Source organism: Micrococcus cohnii (assembly GCF_014205175.1).
Taxonomy (GTDB): Bacteria; Actinomycetota; Actinomycetes; order Actinomycetales; family Micrococcaceae; genus Micrococcus; species Micrococcus cohnii.
In genome coordinates, this window is the sequence record NZ_JACHNA010000001.1 from 1783631 (window position 1) to 1807119 (window position 23489).

At 72.0% G+C, this 23489-nt stretch carries 20 protein-coding genes; 9 read left to right on the forward strand and 11 right to left on the reverse strand.

All coding sequences use genetic code 11. From position 1 onward, the window contains the following. The first annotated feature begins 73 nt into the window (after nucleotides 1–73). Both HDA30_RS08090 and HDA30_RS08095 read left to right on the forward strand, forming a co-directional pair. The gene (locus HDA30_RS08090) at nucleotides 74–715 is read left to right on the forward strand and encodes a LemA family protein (protein WP_184241713.1); all 642 of its coding nucleotides are present in this window, start codon (nucleotides 74–76) and stop codon (nucleotides 713–715) included. Further along, nucleotides 712–1917, forward strand: a complete 1206-nt coding sequence (locus HDA30_RS08095) for a DUF3137 domain-containing protein (RefSeq protein ID WP_184241715.1) — start codon at nucleotides 712–714, stop codon at nucleotides 1915–1917. Before HDA30_RS08090 ends, HDA30_RS08095 begins: the two co-directional genes overlap by 4 nt. A 31-nt stretch (nucleotides 1918–1948) precedes the next feature. On the opposite strand, the gene HDA30_RS08100 is transcribed toward HDA30_RS08095, so the two are convergent. Further along, on the reverse strand, nucleotides 1949–3067 hold the full coding sequence (locus HDA30_RS08100) for a hypothetical protein (protein ID WP_184241717.1): 1119 nt from the start codon (nucleotides 3065–3067) through the stop codon (nucleotides 1949–1951). Nucleotides 3068–3404: 337 nt separating this feature from the next. Between HDA30_RS08100 and HDA30_RS08105 the strand changes: the two genes are divergently transcribed. The 5 genes from HDA30_RS08105 to HDA30_RS08125 all read left to right on the forward strand — a co-directional run bounded on the left by HDA30_RS08105 (nucleotide 3405) and on the right by HDA30_RS08125 (nucleotide 8647). Further along, nucleotides 3405–4295 (forward strand): VOC family protein, encoded by an 891-nt coding sequence (locus HDA30_RS08105; RefSeq protein ID WP_184241719.1) that lies wholly within the window; start codon nucleotides 3405–3407, stop codon nucleotides 4293–4295. 201 nt (nucleotides 4296–4496) lie between these two features. Then, nucleotides 4497–5780, forward strand: a complete 1284-nt coding sequence (locus HDA30_RS08110) for a sensor histidine kinase (protein ID WP_184241721.1) — start codon at nucleotides 4497–4499, stop codon at nucleotides 5778–5780. Next, on the forward strand, nucleotides 5777–6538 hold the full coding sequence (locus tag HDA30_RS08115) for a response regulator (RefSeq protein WP_184241723.1): 762 nt from the start codon (nucleotides 5777–5779) through the stop codon (nucleotides 6536–6538). The genes HDA30_RS08110 and HDA30_RS08115 overlap by 4 nt, the downstream gene beginning before the upstream one ends. 91 nt (nucleotides 6539–6629) lie before the next feature. Then, nucleotides 6630–7523, forward strand: coding sequence for an ABC transporter ATP-binding protein (locus tag HDA30_RS08120; protein ID WP_184241725.1), 894 nt, complete (start codon nucleotides 6630–6632; stop codon nucleotides 7521–7523). Beyond that, nucleotides 7520–8647, forward strand: coding sequence for an ABC transporter permease (locus tag HDA30_RS08125; protein ID WP_184241727.1), 1128 nt, complete (start codon nucleotides 7520–7522; stop codon nucleotides 8645–8647). The genes HDA30_RS08120 and HDA30_RS08125 overlap by 4 nt, the downstream gene beginning before the upstream one ends. Nucleotides 8648–8903: 256 nt before the next feature. Here the strand turns inward: HDA30_RS08125 and HDA30_RS08130 are convergent, their stop codons facing one another. From HDA30_RS08130 to HDA30_RS08140, 3 genes are all read right to left on the reverse strand, one after another. Next, nucleotides 8904–9971, reverse strand: coding sequence for a type IV toxin-antitoxin system AbiEi family antitoxin domain-containing protein (locus tag HDA30_RS08130; RefSeq protein WP_184241728.1), 1068 nt, complete (start codon nucleotides 9969–9971; stop codon nucleotides 8904–8906). A gap of 285 nt (nucleotides 9972–10256) precedes the next feature. Continuing rightward, the gene (locus HDA30_RS08135; RefSeq protein ID WP_184241730.1) at nucleotides 10257–12860 is read right to left on the reverse strand and encodes an ABC transporter permease; all 2604 of its coding nucleotides are present in this window, start codon (nucleotides 12858–12860) and stop codon (nucleotides 10257–10259) included. 8 nt (nucleotides 12861–12868) lie between these two features. Beyond that, entirely contained in the window at nucleotides 12869–13648 is a 780-nt protein-coding gene (locus HDA30_RS08140; protein WP_184242446.1) for an ABC transporter ATP-binding protein, read from the reverse strand. A gap of 322 nt (nucleotides 13649–13970) precedes the next feature. On the opposite strand from HDA30_RS08140, the gene HDA30_RS08145 reads away from it, so the two are divergent. Continuing rightward, nucleotides 13971–14300 carry a hypothetical protein gene (locus HDA30_RS08145; RefSeq protein ID WP_184241732.1) on the forward strand — a complete coding sequence of 110 codons (330 nt, stop codon included), beginning with the start codon at nucleotides 13971–13973 and terminating at the stop codon, nucleotides 14298–14300. A gap of 136 nt (nucleotides 14301–14436) precedes the next feature. Here the strand turns inward: HDA30_RS08145 and HDA30_RS08150 are convergent, their stop codons facing one another. The 5 genes from HDA30_RS08150 to HDA30_RS08170 all read right to left on the reverse strand — a co-directional run bounded on the left by HDA30_RS08150 (nucleotide 14437) and on the right by HDA30_RS08170 (nucleotide 20075). Then, nucleotides 14437–15195 carry a response regulator gene (locus HDA30_RS08150; RefSeq protein ID WP_158496279.1) on the reverse strand — a complete coding sequence of 253 codons (759 nt, stop codon included), beginning with the start codon at nucleotides 15193–15195 and terminating at the stop codon, nucleotides 14437–14439. Between the two features lie 21 nt (nucleotides 15196–15216). Beyond that, nucleotides 15217–16524: a sensor histidine kinase gene (locus HDA30_RS08155; RefSeq protein WP_184241733.1), complete on the reverse strand. Its 1308-nt coding sequence runs from the start codon at nucleotides 16522–16524 to the stop codon at nucleotides 15217–15219. 192 nt (nucleotides 16525–16716) lie between these two features. Next, nucleotides 16717–18510 carry an ABC transporter transmembrane domain-containing protein gene (locus HDA30_RS08160; RefSeq protein ID WP_184241735.1) on the reverse strand — a complete coding sequence of 598 codons (1794 nt, stop codon included), beginning with the start codon at nucleotides 18508–18510 and terminating at the stop codon, nucleotides 16717–16719. An 84-nt stretch (nucleotides 18511–18594) separates the two neighbouring features. Then, complete coding sequence (locus HDA30_RS08165) at nucleotides 18595–19026, reverse strand: NUDIX hydrolase (protein ID WP_184241737.1); 432 nt, start codon at nucleotides 19024–19026, stop codon at nucleotides 18595–18597. Nucleotides 19027–19175: 149 nt separating this feature from the next. Beyond that, nucleotides 19176–20075 carry a LysE family transporter gene (locus tag HDA30_RS08170; protein WP_184241739.1) on the reverse strand — a complete coding sequence of 300 codons (900 nt, stop codon included), beginning with the start codon at nucleotides 20073–20075 and terminating at the stop codon, nucleotides 19176–19178. A gap of 94 nt (nucleotides 20076–20169) precedes the next feature. Here HDA30_RS08170 and HDA30_RS08175 point away from each other — a divergent pair, with 94 nt between their 5' ends. After that, the gene (locus HDA30_RS08175; protein ID WP_158496274.1) at nucleotides 20170–21045 is read left to right on the forward strand and encodes a LysR family transcriptional regulator ArgP; all 876 of its coding nucleotides are present in this window, start codon (nucleotides 20170–20172) and stop codon (nucleotides 21043–21045) included. A gap of 43 nt (nucleotides 21046–21088) precedes the next feature. On the opposite strand, the gene HDA30_RS08180 is transcribed toward HDA30_RS08175, so the two are convergent. Beyond that, nucleotides 21089–22726, reverse strand: coding sequence for a sensor histidine kinase (locus tag HDA30_RS08180; RefSeq protein ID WP_184241741.1), 1638 nt, complete (start codon nucleotides 22724–22726; stop codon nucleotides 21089–21091). After that, on the reverse strand, nucleotides 22707–23471 hold the full coding sequence (locus HDA30_RS08185; protein ID WP_343059336.1) for a response regulator transcription factor: 765 nt from the start codon (nucleotides 23469–23471) through the stop codon (nucleotides 22707–22709). Before HDA30_RS08185 ends, HDA30_RS08180 begins: the two co-directional genes overlap by 20 nt. Nucleotides 23472–23489 lie beyond the last annotated feature (18 nt).

Below are 23489 nucleotides of genomic sequence, written 5' to 3' on the forward strand. Positions count from 1 at the left end.
GCCCCGTGATAGCGTGTGCCGCGTCTCATCGGCCTGGCGCTGTCCCCCACCCGACTCCGCAGAGGAGACCCCTGTGAGCACAGGAATCATCGTCCTGATCGTCGTGGCGGCGCTCATCGTCGCCCTGGCCCTGTGGGCGGTCGGCGTCTACAACGGCCTCGTCCGGCGGCGCAACGCCTCGACGGAAGCGCTGCGCGGCATCGACGTGGCCCTCGAGACCCGCTACGACCAGGTGAGCCAGCAGGCCCAGGTCGTCGAGGGTGCCGTCGGCAAGGAAGTGGAGACAGTGCTGGGCGCCACCGCCCTGCGCACGGGTCGCTCGATCCGCGAGATGAGCGTGAAGGAGAAGTCTGAGCTCCACGCCGCCCTCGATGACGCCCAGCGGCGCATCGTCGAAGCCCCCGGTGCTCTGGCCTCCTTCGAGGCGTACCCGCAGATGCGTTCCCTCGCGAACGTCGAGGTCCTGCAGCGCACCGTCAACGAGACCGAGGAACGCCTGCAGGCCGCCCGCCGCGCCTACAACGCCGCCGCGACCGACTACAACACGGCCCGGCAGTCCTTCCCCACCGTGCTGATCGCTGGTGTTCTCGGCTTCGGCCACCACGACCTGTTCGAGCTGACGAACGCCGTCAAGCGCGAACAGGCAGACCTCGGCGGGTTCCTCGGCGGCGGCACCCCGGCGGACGGGACTTCGGCGGCCGGGAGCCGCGCATGAGCCGCCGGCTGGACGTCCCGTCGTTCGAGTCGATCTGGTCCGGTCTCGACCACGAGGCAATGCGCCAGGTCGAGTCGGATGCGACAGACCTGCAGCACCGCATGCCCTGGTACTTCAAGGTCATGGTCGTGCTCGGTCTGGTCCTCTTCTTCCCCAGCGTGCTGGTCATGTTCATCCCGACCGTACTGCTGGGCATCGCGCTCATGGCCGTCCCCGCCTACGTGACGATGCGCCGCGCCGGCGAGGTCTCCCGCTCCGCCACGCAGAACGTCAGCGTCCCCGTCTTCCAGTCGATCGCCGAGGGCCTGAGCACCCCCGACGCCGCGGAGGACGGCGCCCGCCTCAACGCCGTCTACGAGCCCGAGGGCCGCGTCTCCGCGCCCCGGCTGCGCTCATCCGGCTTCATCATGGACCCCTCCGTGCACCAGGAGGACGTCGTCACCGGCACCCTCGGCGAGACCGACTTCGTCCTCGCAGACCTGAAGTGGGAGGAGATGACGCCGCCCGCGCCGAGCCCGGAGGAGCCCGATGAAGAGCGGCGCAGCCGTGAACGGCGCCTGCGCAGCCTCGAACGGCAGGAAGACCACGGCACCCTGAGCCACCTGCAGGAGCGGGAGCTCTCCTCCCTGCGCGCCCGGGACTCCCGCGGCGGCGACCTCAGCTCACTGATGCCCGCGGGCATGAAGGACTCGGCCCGCGACTGGCTGCGCGACCTCGAGAAGGACGTCGCGACCACCCGCAGCTCGTTCGTGTACTTCTCCGCCGACTTCCACAAGGAGTTCACCTCCACGACGTTCCTGCTGCCCACGCAGCAGCACCAGGCGTTCCGCAGCATGTCTGACCAGGCGGCGGAAACGATGGGGCTCAGCCCGCTGCGCCTCGAGGATGTGCGCGTGAGCCAGCGCTTCGACGCGTGGACCAGCGACCAGGTCGAGGCCCGCTACCTGATCACCCCCGAGTTCATGGACACCCTGCAGCAGCTGCACGAGCGGTTCGACACCGAGCACATCGCCGTCTCCTTCACCCACGGGCAGATGCACATCGGCGCCGCGCTGGACCGGAACCGCTTCGGCCTGGACGTCGTGCGGCAGCAGGACCTGGGCATCGAGGACGTGGCCCGGCAGGTCTACGACGACTTCCTGCTCTTCCTCGGCCTCGTCGAAGACTTCCGCCTGAACACGCGGATCTGGTCGAAGCGCTGAGCCGCCGTGCGGGCGGGCCGGGAGCCCGCGCTCACGCCGTGCCGCGCGTGAAGATCGCCTCGCGCACGTCGTCGTCCTCCTCGAGCCCGGCGCCCAGGGCCGAGCCGATCGTCGCGAGCCCGCCGACGAACCAGGCGAGCTTCGCGTACTGCACGAACTGCGCCGGCTCCCCCGTGACCACGCCGAACACCTCCGCGTCCACCAGCAGCAGCGCCCCGACCAGCGCCGCCAGGAACAGGGCCAGGTGCAGCACGAGCACGCCGATCAGCACCGTGGCGAGAGTCGCGATGTTGAACACCGTCACCTGCTCGCGCTCGGCCGCGCGGCGCGGACGCTCCCACAGGTCCGCGCCGACGACGAGCGAGACGGTCACCGCGAGCACCGCGATCGCGCCGACCATCGTCATCTGCAGCGCGTTGTACTCGGCGGAGAGCATCCACAGGTCGGTCGTGATGAGGGTGAGCGCGCCCGTGGCCAGCGCCGCCGACATCGACTTCGACAGGCTCGCCGCGAGCATCCACGGCCGATTCGAGCGGATCGTGCGCAGCAGCAGCCGCGCGTTGCCTGCCGCGACGCGCCACCCGTAGCTCACCGCGTTCTCTCCGTGCCGGTTGCCCACGTCGGTGGCCAACTGCCGGGCCGAGTGGGCGGCCGAGGCGCGCTGGGCGTCCGTGGGGTCGCCCTCGTCCGGGTCCGCGCCGAGGATCTTCCCGACGACGCGGGTCACCTGCTCGCGGGCCCCCGACTCCGCGTGGGAGAGGGAGACAACGCCCGAGGCATGCACCGGCGAGACCTGCGCCGTGAGCGTGTGGCGGCCCTGCTCAAGCGGCTCAGCGACGACGCCGACCGCGAGGTCGAAGTCCTCGTCGAGCATGCGATCGCGCGTGGCCTCGAGCAGGTCGAGGGAGTCGTCGTCGGGGTCGCCGAGCCGTTCGACGAGCACGGTGACGTCCCACGTCAGGCCCGGGTAGGCGATCGTGAGGTCACGGGTGAGGTCGGGCACGAGGTCCGGCGAGTCGGGGACACCAGACGCGGCTGTGGACGAGGCCGCGTCGGGGTCGAGCAGCACCCCGAGGCGGACGCGGGTCGGGGCGTCGGCGGCGGGGCCCGCGGGGCCGGACGCGGTGCGATCGGGGTGGGAAGAGGTCACGACGCACCATCATCGCGCATCCAAGGCGGGGGCCGAGGCAGTGCCGCCCCGCCCGTTGGCGTCCACGCCCACGCCCACGCCCGCCGCGGACGTCCACGCCCCCGCCCTGCGCCGACTTGCGCCCACGCCCACGCCCACGCCCACGCCCACGATCCATACTGCGCAAACGACCCTTCTCAGCGCGTCCGAGGGGCTCAGAAGGGTCGTTTGCGCAGTACAGATCGACACAGACCGACACAGATCGACGAACGTGACAGATTCGACGCGCGCGGTGGCGCCGCGCCGTCGCGCACCCGCGCCGTTCCGCCGCGTCCGGACCGGGCCTACGCTGTCGCCCATGAGCGAGAACACGCCCCACACACCGCGCATCGGCACCGGCTCCCCCGTCTGGATCGACTACACCGCCGCCAATTTCGCCCGCCAGAAAGCCTTCTACTCCGAGCTGTTCGGCTGGAGCTTCGAGGACCAAGGCGAGGAGTTCGGCCACTACTGCATGATCCGCGCGGGCGACCACGTCATCGGCGGCGCCATGGATGCCGACCTCACCGCAGCCCACACCGGCGAGCCCGCTCAGCCCGCAGCGTGGAGCGTGTACCTGAAGACTGACGACATCGACGCGACCGCTGCCGCGACCCGTGAGCACGGTGGCCAGGTCGTCGTCGAGCCGATGGGCGTCGGCTCCCTCGGGCGTATGGCCCTCGCGATGAGCGCCGGCGGCGAGGCGGTCGGCTTCTGGCAGCCCGGCGAGTTCACCGGCCACGACCTGCCGCTGGCCGAGGGCACGTCCGTGTGGTTCGAGGTCATGAGCACCGACTACGACGCCGACGCCGAGTTCTACCGGCAGGTGGCCGGCTGGGACGTCGCGCCGATGGGCCCGACGGGAGAGACCGCGACGGGCGGTGACGAGGCAGGTGACGACGAGACCGGCCAGGGGGCAGCTGGCGCGTCGGACGACGCGGACGCCGCCGGTGACATGCCGCGCTACGCCACGAACTTCGCCGGCGAGCACGCGACCGCGGGCCTGTGCGATGCGAGCGCGTGGCTGCCCGAGGGCACCCCGAGCTACTGGCGCGTGTACTTCCAGGTGGCGGACACGCCGGCGGCGCTCGCGACGATCGAGAAGCACGGCGGCCGCGTGCTCGACGGCCCGATGGACTCGCCGTTCGGCCGTGTCACCACCGTGGCGGACCCGGCCGGCGCGACCTTCCAGCTGAACCAGCCGCTCTGACGCGGGACGGCCGCAGCAGCCTCGTGCCGGCCCCGGCCCCGCACCCCAGCGACGTCCATACTGCGCAAACGACCCTTCTCAGCCGGTTTTCGGCCCTGAGAAGGGTCGTTTGCGCAGTACAGATCCGACACTCCCCGGTGAACGGGCATCTCCCCCGCGCGACGGAGGCGGCGCACACGCCCACGCACTAGGCTCACCGGCATGCCCGCCTCCGCCCGCGCCCTGCCCCCGACCTGGCGCCGCACCGACTGGATCGTCGCCGGCATACTGGCACTGGCGAGCATCGAGCTGACCTACCTCGCGGACTTCGTCGGGACGATCGACCCGAAGCACTCCGTGCACACCTCGGCCGCCGCGGCCGCCGCGACCTCGCTCGTGCTCGCATGGCGTCGCAGTCGGCCGCTGCTCGTCGGTGTCCTCGTCTCCCTCGCGTACGTCACCGTCGCGGTGCTCCTGGGCCTCGAGCCCTACGCAAGCCAGGTGGTCCTGTTCCTCGGCGTCTACTCGATCGGCGCATGGTGTCCCGACCGCCGCCGTGCGTTCCTCACCCGCACCGGCATCGTCGTCGTCATGACGCTGTGGCTGCTCTACTCGTTCGTCGACGGCTTCCACGACCCGGACACCGGCGAGCGCGGCGTCAACGCGTACCTGGCGTTCACGGCGATCATGACGCTCACGAACATCGCCTACTTCACCGGTGCGTGGATGTTCGGTGACCGCTCGTGGGCGCAGGCGATCGAACGGCAGCATCTCGCGGCCGCGCACGCCGAGATCCGCGCGCAGCAGGGCCAGCTGCAGGAACAAGCCGTCCGCCTCGAGCGGCTGCGCATCGCCCGGGAGCTGCATGACGTCGTCGCCCATCACGTCACCGCGATGGGTGTGCAGGCTGGAGCCGCGCGCATGCTGATCGACCGCGCCCCCGGCGAGGCCGCGGAGCATCTGCGGCACGTGGAGGCGTCGTCCCGGTCGGCGGTGCAGGAGCTGCAGACGATGGTCCACACGCTGCGCGACGACGACGCCTCCGCGGAGTCCCTGCCGTGCCTCGATGACCTGCCCGCGCTCGTCGCCGAGGCGGACGCCCTGGGCGGCCAGAGGGTCCGGTTCGAGCGGGTCGACGCTCGGCCCGTGCACGTCGATGCCGTCGACGGCCCGGGCGCGCTGCCGGCTCGGGCCGCGCAGCTGGCGCTCTTCCGCGTGGCGCAGGAGGGGCTCACGAACGCGCGCAAGCACGCCGGCCCGCGCGCGGACGTCGTCGTGCGGCTGCGCCTCGAGCCGACGCGGACGGAGGTCGAAGTCTCCGACGACGGCCGCGGCTGCGCCGCCACCCCGACGGCGGGGACCCGCATGGGTCTGGTCGGCATGCGCGAGGGCATGGACTCGGTCGGCGGCGGACTCGAAGCCGGGCCCAAGCCCGACGGCGGCTGGCTCGTCCGGGCGACGGTCGCCCATGAGCCTCCGAGGGACGACGAGGGGGGCCGAGCATGAGCATCCGCGTGTTGCTGGTGGACGATCAGCCGCTGATCCGCGTCGGGTTCGCCGCGATCCTCGGCTCGGCGGAGGACATTGAGGTGGTCGGAGAGGCCGGTGACGGGACGGCCGCGCTGCCGCTGGTGCGCCAGCTGGCCCCCGACGTGGTCTGCATGGACGTGCAGATGCCCGGCATGGACGGGATCGAGGCGACGCGGTCGATCATCGCCTCCGGCTCCGAGGCCGCGGTGCTGATCCTGACGACGTTCGACCGGGACGACTTCCTGTTCGACACCCTCGACGCGGGCGCGTCCGGGTTCCTGCTCAAGTCTGCCGGGCCCGAGGAGCTCATCGACGCGGTGCGCGTGCTCGGCCGCGGGGACGCGTTGCTCGACCCCGCCGTCACCCGCCGCGTGCTCGGCCGGGTAGTGGGGGTGCCCTCCGGCGACGCGGCGAGCGGACCGCCGGACCATGATGCGGCGACAGGGTCGGCGCCGGCCGGGGGTGCGCCGACCGGGCCGCAACCGGCCGCACCTGTGGCAGGCTCCGCGTCGGCCGGCCGCACTGCGCCGGGACCGGTCCCGCCGCTCACGGCCCGCGAGACCGAGACGCTGCGCCTGGTGGCCCGCGGCCTGTCGAACGCGGAGATCGCAGGCGAGCTCTTCGTCGGTGAGGCGACCGTCAAGACGCACGTGTCCAACGTGCTGATGAAGCTCGGCGTGCGCGACCGGGTGCACGCGGTGATCTGGGCGTTCGAGCACGGCCTGGCCGGCTGAGTGACCCGCACCTCCCCCTCACGACGGAGGCCGCGAATCCCCGTCCCGCGACGGATCCGCCGCCCCGTCTGACGTTCCTACGCTGACGTCCATGATCCGCGTGAGAGACCTGCACAAATCCTTCGGGACGGGCGCCTCGACGGCCCACGTCCTGAAGGGCCTGAGCTTCGACATCCGTCCCGGCCTCATGACCGGCTTCGTCGGCGGCAACGGCGCCGGCAAGACCACCACCATGCGCATCCTGCTCGGCGTGCTCGACCACGACGCGGGCGAGATCACCGTCGACGGCACCCCGATCGACGCGCAGTACCGCTCCGGCATCGGCTACATGCCCGAGGAGCGCGGCCTGTACCCGAAGATGCCGGTGCTCGACCAGCTCGTCTTCCTTGCGCAGCTGCGGGGGCTCACCGTCGCGGACGCCCGGCGCCGAGCGACAGCGCTGCTCGAGCGTCTCGACCTCGGCGCCCGCGCGAAGGACAGGCTCGAGGAGCTCTCCCTCGGCAACCAGCAGCGGGCCCAGGTGGCCGCGGCGCTCGTGCACGACCCGGTCGCCCTCGTCCTCGATGAGCCGTTCTCCGGGCTCGACCCGCACGCCGTCGACACGACCCTGGCCGTGCTGCGCGAGACCGCGGACACCGGCGTGCCGGTGCTGTTCTCCTCCCACCAGCTCGACGTCGTCGAGCGCCTCTGCGACGAGCTCGTGATCCTCGCCGACGGTCGCGTCCGCGCCGCGGGCACCCGCGACGACCTGCTGGCCGCCCACGCCGGCCACGAGTGGGAGCTGCGCGCGGCGACTGACGCCGGGTGGGTCCGCGCTGTCGACCGAGTCGAGGCCACGTTCCTCGACGGCGGGCACGTCCGCTTCACCGCTGACGAGGCCACCGCCCAGGCCGTGCTGCGCGAGGCCGCCGCCCGTGGCGGGGTGCACGCGTTCGGCCCTGTCACCCGCACCCTGCACGAGATCTTCACGGAGGCCACCCGATGAACACCGATGCCCTCAACCGCACGCCCGCCCGCCCCCGCACGTCGTTCTGGCAGGCGGTCGGAATCGTCGCCGCCCGAGAGATCCGGGTGAAGGTGACGTCGAAGGCGTTCGTCGTGACCACGGGCCTGCTGCTGGCGGGCGTGCTCGCCGCGGTCCTGCTGCTGCCCCGCCTGGGCGACCTGTTCGGGGATGACGAAACCAGCCGCGTCGCGGTCACCGCGCAGAGCCGCGAGGCCGTCGAGGCACTCGACGGCTACACGCCGGTGGTCCTCGACTCGGTGGCCGCCGCCCGCGACGCCGTGCGCGCCGAGGACGTGGACTCAGCTGTCGTGCCCGACGAGGCGAGCCCGGCCGGCGTCGCGGTTGTCGGGCTGACGGACGCACCCACAGGCCTGGCCGAGGCGCTGTCGACCGCCCCGTCCCTCGAGGTCCTCGACCCGGACGCACCAGACCCGGCCCTGCGGTATTTCATCTCGTTCGGCTTCGGCGTCGTGTTCTTCATGGTCGCGATCACCTACGGGCAGCAGATCGCGGTGTCGGTGATCGAGGAGAAGCAGTCGCGCATCGTCGAGATCCTCATGACGGCCGTGCCCGCCCGCGCCATCATGGCCGGCAAGGTCGTCGGCAACTCGGCGATGGCCCTGGGGCAGGTCGCGATGGTCGCCGGGGCGGTGCTGCTGGGCATGCAGGTCAACGGGGACGTCTTGCCGCTCGACGGTCTCGGCCTGCCGCTCGTGTGGTTCGTCGGGCTGTTCGGAGTCGGGTTCGTGATGATCGCCGCCCTGTACGCCGCCGCGGCCTCACTCGTCTCCCGGCAGGAGGACGTGGGGCAGGCCTCGATGCCGGTCGTGCTGATGGTGATGATCCCGTACTTCGCCGTCATCGCGTTCAACGACGACCCCGACGCGCTGCGGATCATGAGCTTCGTGCCGTTCTGCGCGCCCGTGGCGGTGCCGCTGCGCGTGTTCCTCGGGCAGGGGCAGGCGTGGGAGCACGTGCTGTCCGCAGCGCTGCTGGTGGTCGCGACCGCGGCGGCCGTGTGGTTCGCGGCGCACGTGTACGAGCGGTCGATCCTGCGCACCGGCAAGGCCCTGCGCTGGCGGGAGGCGGTGCGCGGGGGCTGACGCGCGGCGGCCCTGCGTCGCACCGTGCGTCGCGCCCGCTCCCACGCTCACACCCACGGCCACGGCCACGGCCACGGCCACGGCCACGGCCACGGCCACGGCCACGATCCATACTGCGCAAACGACCCTTCTCAGCCAGGTTTCGGCCCTGAGAAGGGTCGTTTGCGCAGTACAGACCTTTCACGCAGTACAGACCGTTCACGCAGTACAGATCGTCGTCCCACCGCGTCGAGCCCCTGCGCGGCGACACCCCCGCTCACCGCGGCGACCGCTCCGCCAGCGCCCGGCGTACGAGGCCGATCGTCTCGCGGAACCCGGCCGCCCGGTCCGACGCCGCCACCCGGATGACGAGCCAGCCCTGCCGCTGGAACGCCGCGTCGCGACGGGTGTCCCGCCGCACCTGCACCGGGTCATCGTGGTGCACGCCCTCGTACTGGATCGCGATCCTCGCCGCCGGGAAACCGAGGTCCGCGGTCGCCGGCTCGTCGTACGAGTACGCGGGGTCCCACACCTCGACCTGCAGGGCTGGCTCAGGCAGCCCCGCCTCCTCAAACGCGAGCCGCAGCTCGGTCTCCGGCGGCGAATCCGCCCCGTCGCGCACCCGGGAGAGCGCGGCCCGCGCCCGCACGACGCCGGGTTCTCCCCGGTGCCGCTCGACCGCCACCCGCAGCTCGTCAACGGTGGTCCACGGCAGGATCGGCTGCCGCTTCCTGTGGGTGTGCACCAGGTGGTCGGCGACGACCACGAGCTCGGCCTGCGTCAGCCACGTCGCGAGGTGGAACCACACGTCCGCGTGGCTGGCCAGCCGCAGGCCCCGCAGCGGACCGGCCTCCAGGACGCCGTGGTCGTCGACCAGCAGCGGCAGTCCGTAGGGGCCGCCCCCGCCCATTCGCGCCGAGGCCGCCGGGACGATCGAGGTGGCCGCGCCGGTCGACAGCGCAGGTGGGGCGAGCAGACGCACGCGGGATGGATGCGTCAGGCGCGTGCACACGTCCGGCGCTGCGGGCGCGCGCGTGCCCCGTGGCCGGACAACGGTGAGCAGCGCGCTCTGCTCGAGGCGGCGCGGCAGAGGCCACCCGTGCAGTCGAGCCGCCGACGGACCTGTGACGACTGTATGGGGTATCCGCCGGACGATGCGGCGAAGCCGGTCGAGCTCGGTCGGCGACGCGGCGGTGCCCGGCCCGCGCCAGCGGTACAGCCCGCGTTCGAGCCTCTCGACGTCGGCGCTGCGCAGGCGCGAGCGACTCACCCCGTGCCGTCGGGCATCGGCCGGGGTGAACGGACTGGCGCGCAGGGGCGCCGGGAGTTCTCCGGGGACTCGCATACGGCCCATCGTGGCGCCGCCCCATGCCGAGCGGAGGCGGTGTCCACAGGTGCAGGAGTGGAGCGCGGGAACACCGTCAGGCGTGTTCCTCGTCTCCGCTCTCCGCCGCCCCGTGGCCGCCCCGCCTCGCACCCGCCTCCGATCCATACTGCGCAAACGACCCTTCTCAGCGCGTCCGAGAAGCTCAGAAGGGTCGTTTGCGCAGTACAGAACATTCACGCAGTACAGAGGCGAGCATCGGGAGCGTCACCTCCGCACCCACGCGCCTCCTCACGCCTGGCCTGCTCACATGCTCGCCATCCCCGCCACGGGGCTCAGGCGCGTGGCCCGTCGTGACGGCAGCAGCGAGGCCGTCAGCCCGGCGAGCCCGGCCACGAGCACGACGGCTCCCAGCTCGACCCACGGGACGGACACAGGCACGAGCGCCCCGGCCTGCATCTGCTCGGTGATCCCGCCGAGCACGAGCTGCGAACCGGCCCACCCGTAGAACCCGCCAAGCGCGACGCCCAGCAGAGCGGCGACCGCGGCGATCAGCACAGCCTCGATGGCGATCATCCGCCGCAGCCCGCCCCGGCTCAGGCCGAGCGCCCGCAGCAGAGAGTTCTCGCGCGTCCGCTCGATCGTCGACAGGCTCAGGGTGTTCGCGACGCCGATCAGCGCGATCAGCACGGACACCGCGAGCAGCGCCACGACGATCCACATGACCATGTCGACCATCTGCGCGTACATCGACCGCTCCGGCGCTCCGCCGCCCAGAGCGTCGGCCTGCAGTCCGTCGATCGCACCGACCCGGTCGACGAGCGTGCGCAGGTCACCTCCCTTGACGTCCGGGTCGAGGGCGAGCATCACCTGCGACGTCGCCGCACCGCCCTCGCTCGCCGTCCCGTCATGCGGGGTCGCCGCGTCGTCCCGCGACCAGCCCAGCGCCTCGGCGTCCGCCACCGTCATGTACACCGCCTCCCCGAAGGACCCGGCCGAGACCGACGCGAACTCGCGCGCCCGACCGGCGACGTCGACGCGCACCGGCTCCCCGCTCGGCTCGCCCGAGAGCACGGTGCCGGCCGCGCCGAGCCGGTCCCGGTCCTCAGCGGCGACCGCGCCCACCACATCCCGCAGCTCCTCGGGCTCGACCGCGTACACCGGCATCCCGTCATTGGTCTCGCCGACCGCCCAGGCGGCGGCGACCGTCTCCACACCCGCAACGTCCCGCGCCTGACGCACGAGCTCGGGCAGGTCCGCGTCCTCTTGCGCCTGCACGGTGAGGTCCACGGGGTACTGCTCGTCGAGGAGGGTGTCCAGCTGGTCCTGGGCGGTGCGGCCGCCTACCAAGAAGAGGGTGACGAGCGTCGTGCCGATCAGCAACGCGGACGCCGTCGCCGCCGTGCGCGATCGCTGGCGCACCGCGTTCAGCCCGGCCAGCCGGCCCGGCACCCCGGCGGGGCGGGCGAGCACCGAGGCGGCCTTCACCGCGGCGGGCACGAACAGCCCGGTCAGCAGCAGCACGCCGAGGAAGCTCAGGGCGCCCCCGCCGATGGCCGGCAGCGGCCACTGGTTCAGCGCTCCGGCCACCATGAGGGCCCCGCCGCCCAGGGCCAGCACGAAGCCGACAACCAGGCGCAGTCGGCCCACGCTCGAGTCCGCGGTGACCTGCTGCCGCGGCTGCATCGCCTGCACGGGACTGACGCGGGTCGCGGCGATCGCCGGGCGCAGGGCCGCGAGCACCGTGACGAGCACGCCGACGGCCACCGCGACGCCCAGCCCCGTCCAGGACATGCCGAAGCGAGCGGTGGAGCTCTCGGGCATCGTCCGGACGGCGGCGATCAGCCCGGCCGTCAGCCCGACCGCGAGGCCCGCGCCGAGCACCGAGCCGACGAGCCCGACGACCGCCGCCTCGGCCAGCACGCCGCGCCGCACCTGAGCCGCGGTCGCCCCGAGGGTGCGCAGCAGCGCGGACTCGCGGGTGCGCTGGGCGACGAGCACCTGGAACGTATTGGCGATGACCAGGCCGGTCACCAGCAGGGCCAGCACGGCGAACCCGCCGAGCACCCAACCCATGACATTCGCCCCGGCCATGTCGGCGACGCGCTCGCGCACGGCCTCGTCGGGCGTCGAAACGGTCGCAGAGACGGACTCGTCGGCGAGCACCTTCTCGACGTCCGCGCGGACCTGCGCGGCATCGGCGCCCTCGGCGAGCGCGATCTGCAGCTCGTTCGCGGCCGCGGAGCTAGCACCGTCACCTCCAGCCGGCGCCGCCACGACCTCGCGGACGCCGTGACCGGACCACACCTGCGGCATGGCGGAGAGCAGTGGGTTCACGGTCTGCGCGCTCAGGCCGACCACCCGCGCGGTCACCGTCTCGCCGCCGGGCCGGCCTACGCGCAGCTCGTCGCCGACCTGCACGTCGAGGCGTTCGGCGGTGGCAGCGTCGAGGGCGACCTCATCGTCGGCGTCCCACGCGGGGAACCGGCCGGCCTGGGCCTCGACGCCGGTCAGCTCAGTGTGCTGGGGCATCGGCAGCAGCATGCCGCCCTCGCCCTTCGGACCGATCTCCACATACTCCTGAGTGCCCGCATAGGCCTCGGCCACGCCGTCGACCGCCCCGATCGGCCCAGGCGCGGCCGGAGTTCCGGCCAGCTGCGGCAGCCGCATCGAGGCTGGCAGGTCTTGCTCGGAGGCACCCTCGTCGGGGATGGCCGCCTCGTCGTCAGGGAGGACCACGAGGTCCGCGTTCGCGTAGGCCGAGCCCATCGAGTGCGTCATGGTCGCCTGGCTCGACGCGCCGACCAGGAAGGAGGCGGCCAGGAACGCCGTGCCGATCAGGATCGCCAGCACGAGCGAGACGTACCGGCGCGGCTGGGTCTTCAGCTGGGACAGGGCCAGCCGCTGCATCGGGGCATTCACAGCGACTCACCCGCGCTCACGCGCGTGAGGGCCTCGGCCACGGCGTCGGCGGTCGGCTTGCGCAGCTGCCCGACGAGAGCGCCGTCGGCGAGCATGAGCACGCGGTCGGCGGAGGCGGCCGCGACGGGGTCGTGCGTGACCATGATGATCGTCTGCCCCATGTCGCGGGCGCAGCGGCGCAGCAGGGCGAGCACCTCGGTGCCCGAGGCGGTGTCGAGGTTGCCGGTGGGCTCATCTCCGAAGATCACGTCGGGGCGGGTGAGCAGGGCGCGGGCAACCGCGACGCGCTGCTGCTGGCCGCCGGAGAGCTCGTGCGGACGGTGGCGCAGGCGCTGCTCGAGGCCGAGGATGCGGACGATCTCGTCCATCCACGCCCGGTCCGGGGCGGCGCCGGCGAGCTCGAGCGGCAGCAGGATGTTCTGCTCGGCCGTGAGCGTGGGGACGAGGTTGAACGCCTGGAACACGAAGCCCACGCGCTCGCGGCGCAGGGCGGTGAGGCGGGCGTCGGGCAGGCCGACGAGCTCGGTGTCGCCGAGCAGGATCGAGCCGGAGGTGGGGGCGTCGAGGCCGGCGAGGCAGTGCATGAGCGTGGACTTGCCCGAGCCGGAGGGGCCCATGATCGCGACGAACTCGCCGCGTCGCACCTCCACGGAGACTCCGCGCAGGGCGTGGACTTCGGTGTCGCCGCGGCCGTAGGTCTTCACGACGTCGCGGGCCGTGACGGCCGGGGCCGCGGGGAGGGTCGAGAGGCGGTGCGGGAGGGGTTCGGAGGGCATGTCTGCGGGTGAGGCGGGCGCCGATGAGGACGAGGTGGGTGAGGGATACGCGGAGGAATGACTCATGGAGATCATGCTTCTCCGGCGACGGCCGCGGCGGATCGGGCGCGAGGATGGGCCGGGGTGCCGCGGCGTCATACCGGAGTATGAGCCGGTCCCCTCCGGGCGGTGAGGCAGGCGCCGTCGCTGCCCCACCACCGTTGTGTGGTCACTTTCTGCCGCTGTTGGCGCCGAGTTCCGGCAGAACGTGACCACGCAGCCATGGCAGAACGTCCCCGTACACTGGCCGACGAGCCACTGTCCTGAGCGTGAGGACCCATCTATGAACCATGCCGCCCGGCAGGCCGTCCAGGACGCCCGCAAGCCCGGGGAAGCCGCTTTCCTGCTCCGCCGGTCCGAGGCTCACCGGAGCAGACTCGCCGATCTTTTGACCGGCAGCGTCAGCGGCGGCGAACGCGCCCAGGACATGCTTCGGGGTCGCGTCTGGGTATTGCTGACCGACGGCTCCGACCGGCCCCGCATCCTCAATGTGCGAGACGGACGCGTGGCCTCAGTGCTCCCGACCCAGGGATGGGACCCGGACCGACAACGACCGCGCGGCCGGCACGTCCAGGACGGTTGGCACTATCGCGTGGTGCGGCGGATCGACTGACCTGGCGAGCGGCCTCCCGTCGCGTGAGGGCCCATGCCTCCCCACCGCCACCGTTGCGTGGTCACTTTCTGCCGCTGTCGGGGCCCAGTTCCGGCAGAAAGTGACCACGCAACAGGGAGAGCGAGGCGCGAGGGCCCTAGGGGTGCACGACCCCGGTCCGGTACGCGAGCACCACGGCCTGCACCCGGTCACGCACCCCGAGCTTCGCGAGCACCCGCCCCACATGCGTCTTCACGGTCGCCTCGGAGAGGAACAGCCCCGCGGCGATGTCCTGGTTCGACTGCCCGTCGGCCATCCGCTCGAGCACCTCGCGCTCGCGCGGCGTCAAGGACTCCACCGCCCGCCTCTGGTCGGAATGGCCGGTCTCCCGCTCGCTCTCCGCGCGCAGCCGAGGCGCCATGTGGGTCAGCAGCCGCCGGGTCGTCGACGGCGCGATCACCGCGTCGCCCCGGTGCACCGTGCGCACCGCTGCGAGCAGCTCCTCGGGCGGGGCGTCCTTGAGCAGGAAGCCCGACGCGCCGGCCTCGATGGCCTCGAGCGCGTACTCGTCGAGGTCGAAGGTGGTCAGCACGACGACACGCGGCGGCGCCGTCCGCTCCAACAGCGCCCGCGTGGCCGCGATGCCGTCCATGTGCGGCATGCGCACGTCCATGAGTACGACGTCTGCCGAGCACACCGCCGGGGAGGCTGCCGCATCGCGCCCGCTCGCCGCTTCCGCGACCACGGACAGGTCCGGCTGCGAGTCGATCAGCATGGACAGACCCGAGCGGATCAGCTGCTGGTCGTCGACGAGGGCGACACGGATCGGCGCAGAGCCGGTCTCGGTCCGGGCCGCGGCGCCGGGAGCGGTCTCGCATTCGGGAGCCGAACCGGAATCGGGGTCGGGGGCGGTCATGGTGTCCTCTCGGTGGCGGGTCTAGACATCGCGATACGGCAGAAACGCGTGGACGCGGAAGCCGCCGTCGGAGCGGGGGCCGGCTTCGGCGGTGCCGTCGAACAGGCGCACACGTTCCGCCAGTCCACGCAGCCCCTGACCGGAGCCGCGCGTCGCCGGGTCCGCCGCTGCGCCACGGCCGTCGTCGTCGACGGTGATGTCCAGCCCACGGGGCGTCCAGGCGAGGCGCACGTCGGCACGGGCAGCCGGGCCGCCATGGCGCAGAGTGTTCGTGAGCGCCTCCTGCACAGTGCGGTACGCGGCCAGCTCGCCGCCGGCGGGCAGGTCCCGACGGGCAGCTCCGTCCCACGCAAGCGTGGCCTCGAGCCCAGCCAGGCGCATCGTCTCGAGCAGCTCGTCGAGGTCGGACAGCTGCGGCTGCGGACGGTGCACGACCGAAGCAACACCGACGCCCGGCCCCGCCTCCTCCGGCTCCCGCCCGGCCGCGCCGTCATCCTGAGGAGCGCGCAGGACGCCGAGCAGCTGACGCATCTCGGCCAGGGCCGTGCGGCCGGTCTGCCCGATCGTACCGAGCGTCTGCGCCGCGAGCTCGGGCTGCGCCGCCGCCGCGTACCGACCCCCGTCGGCCTGGGAGATGATCACCTGCAGCGAGTGGGCGACGATGTCATGCATCTCGCGCGCGATGTGGCTGCGTTCGTCCGCGGCGGCGAGCGCCCGCTCTTGGGCGGCCTCCCGCTCGAGGCGGCGAGCACGCTCCGCGAGGGCCTCCATGGTCAGGCGGCGGGTGCGGGCGAGGTCCCCGAACGCCCACGCCGCGAGGACCATGAGGGAGCACAGCAGCATCATCGCGATGCCGTCGCCGTACAGCGGCGCCGAAGAGTGGGGTTCCGGGCTCGGGAAGATTACGGCGAAGAATGCGATCTTCGCACCCTGTGCGAGCGAGGCGACGAGCCCGACGGCCAGCCCCGTGAGCGACGCCCAGCGCGGGGCGCGGACGGCCAGGTTGTGCACGGTCATCGGCACGACGACCATCGCCGGCAGCATCTCCGGGCCAATGACCAAGACCCCGAGACCCGCCGCGACAACGACTGCGGCCGAGGCCACCGGGCGGACCCGGCGGACGGACCACGGGGCGATCAACAGGGTGCTCAGCACGAACACGGTGACCGGGTGGAACGCCCACGGCCGCTCCGGGTAGTACTCCGGTGTCGAGGCGAACACGACGAGCATGCCGAACCCGAACGGCACCCACAGCAGGAACGCGGTGAGCGAGTCCACCACGACGGGATGGGCGCGCGCGAACGCGTCGAGGCGGCGGACCGGGTTCATGCGCCTGAGTCTAAGGAGGCGGCGAGGCGGGCGCGTCGTCCTGCGGGATGAGATCGACGACGGTGGATCGCACGACGTCTGTACTGCGCAAACGACCCTTCTCAGCGCGTCCGAGGGGCTCAGAAGGGTCATTCGCGCAGTATGGATCGCGAAAAGTGGCCGCGGCGCGGGAGTCTCAGGCAGCCGGGCGGCTCAGCCGAGGATCCCGTACTCCCTCAGCATCTTCTTCGCCTCCTTCGTCCCGGCCTGCTGTAGCTGCAGCAGCTGGGCGTAGATGCCTCCAGACTCGGCCAGCTCATCGGGCGCGCCGATCTCCTCGACGCGTCCGCCGCGCAACGTCACGATCGTATCCACGGAGCGAATCGTGGAGAGCCGGTGCGCGACGATCAGGCTCGTCCGCCCGACCATGAGGTCCTCGAGCGCGGCCTGCACGAGCCGCTCGGACTTCGTGTCCAGCGCGGACGTCGCCTCGTCGAGCACCAGGATCGGCGCGTCCTTGAGCACGGCCCGCGCCACCGCGATGCGCTGCTTCTGGCCGCCGGAGAGCCGCAGGCCCCGCTCCCCGATCACCTGGTCGTAGCCGTCGTCGAACGCTTCGATGAACCCGTCGGCGTAGGCGGCCTTCGCGGCGGCGCGCACCTCGGCGTCCGTCGCGTCCGGCCGGGCGTAGGCGATGTTCTCGCGGACCGTCCCGGAGAACAGATGCGGCTCCTGGAAGACCGTGGCGATCAACGCGCGCAGCGCCGCCAGGTCCGTCTGCGCGACGTCCTGCCCGAACACCTCCACCGCGCCCGCTCCGGCCGGGTACAGGCCCATCAGCAGGTTCGTGACGGTCGACTTGCCGCCGCCGGACTCGCCGACGAACGCGATCTTCCGCCCCGCGTGCACGTCGAAGCTCACGCCGTCCAGGACGGGCCGCTCGGCGTCCGCGTCGTAGGCGAACGTGACGTCGCGGAAACGCACGGCCGGCTCGCCTGCGCCCGCCGGCAGCGCCCGCCCGTCGGTGCGCTCGCGCGGCTGTTCGAGCACCTCGAAATAGTCCTTCGACCCGGCGACCGCTCGCTGCGCGGAGTCCACCAGGTAGCTCATGCTCATCACGGGCTGACGGGCCATGGCCATCAGCTGGATCAGGATCACCATGTCCCCGACGGAGAACTCGCCCTGGGCGGTGCGGATGAAAATCAGCAGGTACAGGGCACCGAACACGGCGTTCAAGGCGAGCCGTCGCCACGCGTCCATCATGTGCCAGAACCGCGACTGCTCCCGGGTGAGGGCCACCGCCTCGTCGAACCGCTCCTCGAAGCCGACCAGCTCCGTGCGCTGCTGGTTGTACGCGCGGACCACCGGCATCTGCGCGACAACCTCCGCGAACCGCCCGGACGCGGTGTCCACGCGGGCGTTCTTCTGCCCCTCCCACACCTGCCAGCGGGTGGAGGTCTTCGCCGTCAGCCACATGTACACGGGGAAGACGACGGCCAGCAGCACCGCCAGCGGCCACCAGTAGAACGCCGAGATCACCAGGACCGCGGCCGTCGTGATGAGCATGGTGAACGCGTTGTTCGAGAAGAACTGCAGGAACTGCGTCAGCTCGGTGATCGAGCGGTTCAGCCGGCTGACGATCCGCCCGGTCAGCGTCGTGTCGAAGTACCGCTGCGGCAGGTGCAGCAGGTGGTCGTAGTAACGGCTCGAGAGGATCCGGCGCATGCGGGCAGCCATGACGTCACCCCAGTACCCGCCGACGCTCACAACGGCGGTCGCGGCGACCTCGGCCGCGAGAAAGGCCAGGGCCAGCCAGACCACGGACGTGACCGCGTCGGAGACCGAGGTGCGCCCGGCGACCGCATCCACGATCCGATCGGTCGCGGCCCCGATGATGAACGGGGTGGCCAGCGCCAACAGGGCGGCCAGGACGGCGGACGCCGCGATGCCGAGGTACAACGGGTTCAGCTGGGGTGCGAAGCGGAGGATGCGCAGCAGGGAGCTCACCGGGCAAGCCTAGTGGTGCGGAGAGAGCACCGGCCCGGCAGGACAAGCCCCGGGGCGAGGCGGGAGACAGCGTGCCCGGCACACCTACAGCGCCGGCAGCACCTCGTGCAGCAGCGGGGCGATCGCGTCTGCGCCGATCCGCCCGTCGGCCCCGGGGGCCTCCGGCGCGGCGGGATCAGTCCAGTGCAGCGCCGCGATCTCGGCCGCGGGCGCGGGGATCCCCACGGCGTCGACATCCCGGGTCAGGGCGAACACCTCGGCGTGCAAGCGGGCGCCAGCCTCGTTCGCGGCGCGAGTCCGCCACGCGCCGAGCGGGCGCAGCTCGTCCTCGCGCACCTGCATCCCGATCTCTTCGGCAAGCTCACGCACCGCCGCTTGCACCGCGCTCTCCCCCGGTTCGGGCTTGCCGCCGGGGAACATGAACATTCCCGTGCCCGCCTTGCGGACGGTCAGCACCTGCCCGTCCGGGCGGGAGACGACGACGGCCGAGACGCGGATCAGCGGTGCTTCACTCATGCAGCCCATCCTGCCGCACCGCGCCGACACGCTCCGGGTTGAGTTATGACGTCCAACGCCCCTTCCAGGCGCCATAAGTCAACCCGGAACGATCGAGGGCTGGGCCCGGCACGATCGGGGGTGGGTCCTCCAGTTGCAGCCGGCCCGCCTCAGAGCAGGCCGAGGCCGATCTTCACGGCGATCCCCACCATGAGCACCCCGACGATCGTGTCCACGATGCGCCACATGCGCGGGGTGTTCATCAGCGGCGCCAGTTTCGTTCCGCCCCACCCGAGCACGACGAACCACACGGCCGAGGCGACCATCGAGCCGATCATGAACGTGGCCATGCCCTCGCCGTAGGTGTAGGCGATGGTGGGCAGCATCACGACGGTGTCGAGGATCGCGTGCGGGTTCAGCAGCGACACCGACAGACACAGCGCCCAGATCTTGCCGACGGGGGTCATCGGCATGCCCATGCGGGTCACCGGCTCTCGACGCTCGGCCCGGGACGTCCGCGGCGAAGCCCGTCGCACCCGGGACTTCACGGCCACGCCACGATCGGCCCCATCCCGATCTGTGCCGCTCCGGCCCGCGCCCGGCTCCACGCCGGGGCCGCCACGTGCGCTCATCATGGGCTCGGGCGCGGCCTCGCGAGCCCGGTACTGGCGCAGCATCTCCCCGTCGATCACGGGCAGCTCGCCGGTCATCAGGCCGAGGTCGACGGCGTCAGGCGCGGCCGCGGGGTCGTGCTCGGCGGCGTCCGTGGCGGCCGAGGTCAGCGTCGTCTCCCCCTTCCAGGCGGAGCGGAACGAGGACGCGGCGAACCACAGCAGATAGGCGACGCCCGCGACCGTCAGGGCGGTGACGAGCCACGGCACCCGCTCGGTGAGCGCACCGAGGCCGAGGACGCCGCCGATGATCAACGCCATGTCCGCCACGAAGCAGATGCCGAGCGAGAGCAGCACGCGATCGCCGCGCACCACCTGGCGCAGCAGGAACAGGGTCTGCGCGCCGATGGCGACGACGAGGGCGAGGTACGTGAAGAAACCGGAGGCGAAGATTGTCACGCGTCGAGGGTAGGAACCCCTCAGTTCCTTCTCCAGAACAGAATCCTTCACCAGATGAAGGGTCCCTTCAGATGCCCCGCGCTACCCTGAGCCCATGAACTCGGACCATCTGCGCGCCCTCGCCGCGGCCGTCGACCACGGCACCTTCGACGCCGCGGCGGACTCCTTGCGCATCTCCGGTTCCGCGTTCTCCCAACGCATCCGTGCCCTCGAACGGCACATCGGCCAGCCCCTGCTGCGCCGCACGGTGCCCGTTTCGGCCACCGACGCTGGCGAACATCTGCTGCGCCTGGCCCGACAGTCGATCGCCCTGGAGGACGAGACGCTGTCCGCGCTCGGCGTGGGCCGCACCGGGCGCACGCCGATGCCGGTCGCCGTCAACGCTGATTCCCTCGAGACCTGGTTCCTGGGCGTGCTGCAGCGCGCCGCCACCTGGGACGACGTCGCGCTCACCGTGCATGCCGAGGACCAGGCCCACACCGCCACGCTGCTGCGTGAGGGCACCGTCATGGGCGCGGTGACGGCGACCCCGGAGCCGGTCTCCGGCTGCGTCGCCGTGCCGCTGGGGACGATGCGCTACCACCCGGTGGCCACGCGATTCCTCGCCGAACTGCACGCGGACTCGCTGGGCCGCCCAGACCTGACTCGCATGCCGGTGGTGAATTACGGACCGCGCGACTCGCTGCAGCACCGCGTGCTCGCCCACGCGGCGCTGGGCTCGCCGCCGCACCACGTGATCCCGTCCGTCGCCGGCTACCTGCACGCCGTGACCCGCGGCCTGGGCTGGGGCATGCTCCCGGCCTCGCAGATCTCGGACACCGTCGCCGCGGGCACCCACCCGGACCTGATGGTGCTGCCCACGCTGGATTCCGTCGATGTGCCGCTGTTCTGGCAGCGCTGGAGCTCCGGGCCCGGCTCGCTCGATCGGCTGACCGAGGCCGTGCTCTCCTGCGCCGACGCGATGCGCTGACGCCCCGCCCGGCCCCGCTGGACCGAGCCCCGCCGCGCCGGGCCTACTCGCAGGCGGGCAGCACCGCCACGAACCGCGTGTCCCCCGGAACGGAGCTGACCTGGATGCGGCCGCCGTGCGCCTGGATCACGGCCTTCACGATCGACAGTCCCAGGCCCGTGGAGCCCTCCGTCGACGTCCGGCCCGCGCTGCCGCGCACGAAGCGGTCGAACAGCCGGGGCATCACCTCTTCCGGAATGCCGTGGCCGTCGTCATGCACGACGATCCGCACCGCGGGGCACTCGCGGTCCTCGCACGGCTCGAGCGCGTCCCGGTCGACGTGCACCGTGACGTTCGTGCCGGCCGGTGTGTGCTTGGCCGCGTTGGACAGCAGGTTCGCGAGCACTCGCTCCAGCTGGGACCGGTCCGCGAGCACCTCGGCGCCGGTCTCGAGGACCTCGTCGCCCACGTCGACCTTCCAGCGGTGCTCCGGCGAAGCTGCCCGGGCGTCCTGCACGGCCTCGAGCACGAGCTCGCCCACATCGACACGCACCCGCTCACCCGTGTCCGCCGTGGTAGGCGAATCACTCATGGCGATCCGGTCGAGCCGGGCCAGCAGCAGCATGTCCTCGACCAGGGCGGACATCCGATCGGTCTGCGCACGCACGCGCGCCAACGACTCCTGACCCTTCGGCGTCAGCGGTTCGGTGAGGGCGAGCATGTCCGCATACCCGCGCATCGAGGCCAGGGGCGTGCGCAGCTCATGCGAAGCGTCCGCCACGAACCGACGCAGTCGCCGATCGGTCTCCTCACGCTCGACCAGGGCGTCGTCGACCGAGTCGATCATGGTGTTCAGCGCCTCGCCCATCACGCCGATCTCGCCCGAGCCGGTGGCGACCCCCTCGGGGATGCGGTGCTCGCGCAGATCCACCGTCCCCCGCGCCATCGGCAGGCGAGCTACCGCCTCCGCCTGCTGTGTGACGGTGGCCAGCCCGCGCAGGCTGCGCCGAACCCACCAGCGTGCCCCGCCGGCGAGCACGAGGACCATCGCGATCACCATGCCGATCAGCCACTGACGCGAGAGCTCTTCGATCGCCGCGTCGCGTCCCGCCGAGACGCCGACCACCAGCAGGGCGTCGGGCGCGGCGTACCGCGTGTCCAGGTCGAGGCCTCCCCAGCGCACCAGATAGGACTCGTCGTGCACCTCGAGGCGGGTCGGAGTCTCCGGGTCGCCGCCGGCGATCGCCGAGTACAGAGCGTGGCGCTCGTCGTCGTCGAGGTCCCGCTGGTCTCCGTGCTCGTCGACAATGAACGCCTCGACCGGCAGCTGCCACGCGTCCGCCCCCGGGGACGAGGATTTGCCTTCGAGCGGCAGCAGGCCGACCAGGGTGCCCGCGTCGTGCCCCTTCGAGCTGGGCAGCAGCAGGTCGGCGCCGCGGGCGGTCAGCGGGGCGCCCATGGAGACCGACCCGCCGGCCTGCGCGGAGATCTGCCACTGCGCACGCTGCCACGCGTCGTTCAGCGTCTGCTCGGTGCGCAGCGTGATCGAGGTGGACATCAGGTGCTGGGAGAGCAGCCCGTGGGCCGCCACGACGACCAGCGTGATCATGATCAGACCGCCGACGAGCTTCTTCTCCAGCGAGTGCGGCTGCCGGCGGCGCCTCGTGCGCCAGGCCGTCGGCTCAGGCGGGACGGATGACATACCCCGCGCCGCGGACGGTGTGGATCATGGGCGCGCGATCGGCGTCGATCTTCTTGCGCAGGTAGGAGATGTACAGCTCGACGATGTTGGCACGCCCGCCGAAGTCGAAGCCCCACACCTGGTCCAGCAGCTGGGCCTTCGAGAGCACGGTGCGCACGTTGACCATCATGTACCGCAGCAGCTTGAACTGCGTCGCGGTGAGATCGATCGGGTCGCCGCCGCGGGTGACCTCGCGGGTGCGCGTGTTCATCACCAGATCACCGACCACGAGGGTCTCGGAGTCCTCGGCGAGCAGGCCGGAGCGCTGCACGAGGCGGTGCAGGCGGATCAGCACCTCTTCCATGGCGAAGGGCTTCGTGACGTAGTCGTCGCCGCCGGCGGCCAGGCCGGCGATCCGGTCGTCCGCGGCGTCCTTGGCGGTCAGGAACATCGCCGGCAGGTCGTTCCAGTGCGCGCGGAGCCGCTCCAGCACCTCGAGCCCGTCGATGCCCGGGAGCATGATGTCCAGCACGGCCACGTCCGGCCGCTGTTCGCGGCCTTTCTCCACGGCGCTCTCCCCGTCGTGCGCGACGAGGACCTCCCAGCCGCACATGGACAGGCCCATGGAGATCAGATCGGCGATCATCGGCTCGTCGTCGACGACGAGTGCGCGCACCGGCCGCCCGTCCGGGTGGGTGATCTTGGGCAGCACCTCCTTGAGGTCCGCCAGGGACGATGGAGCGCTGATGCTCGAGGTATCGCTCACGGGTGACTCCTTCAGGGG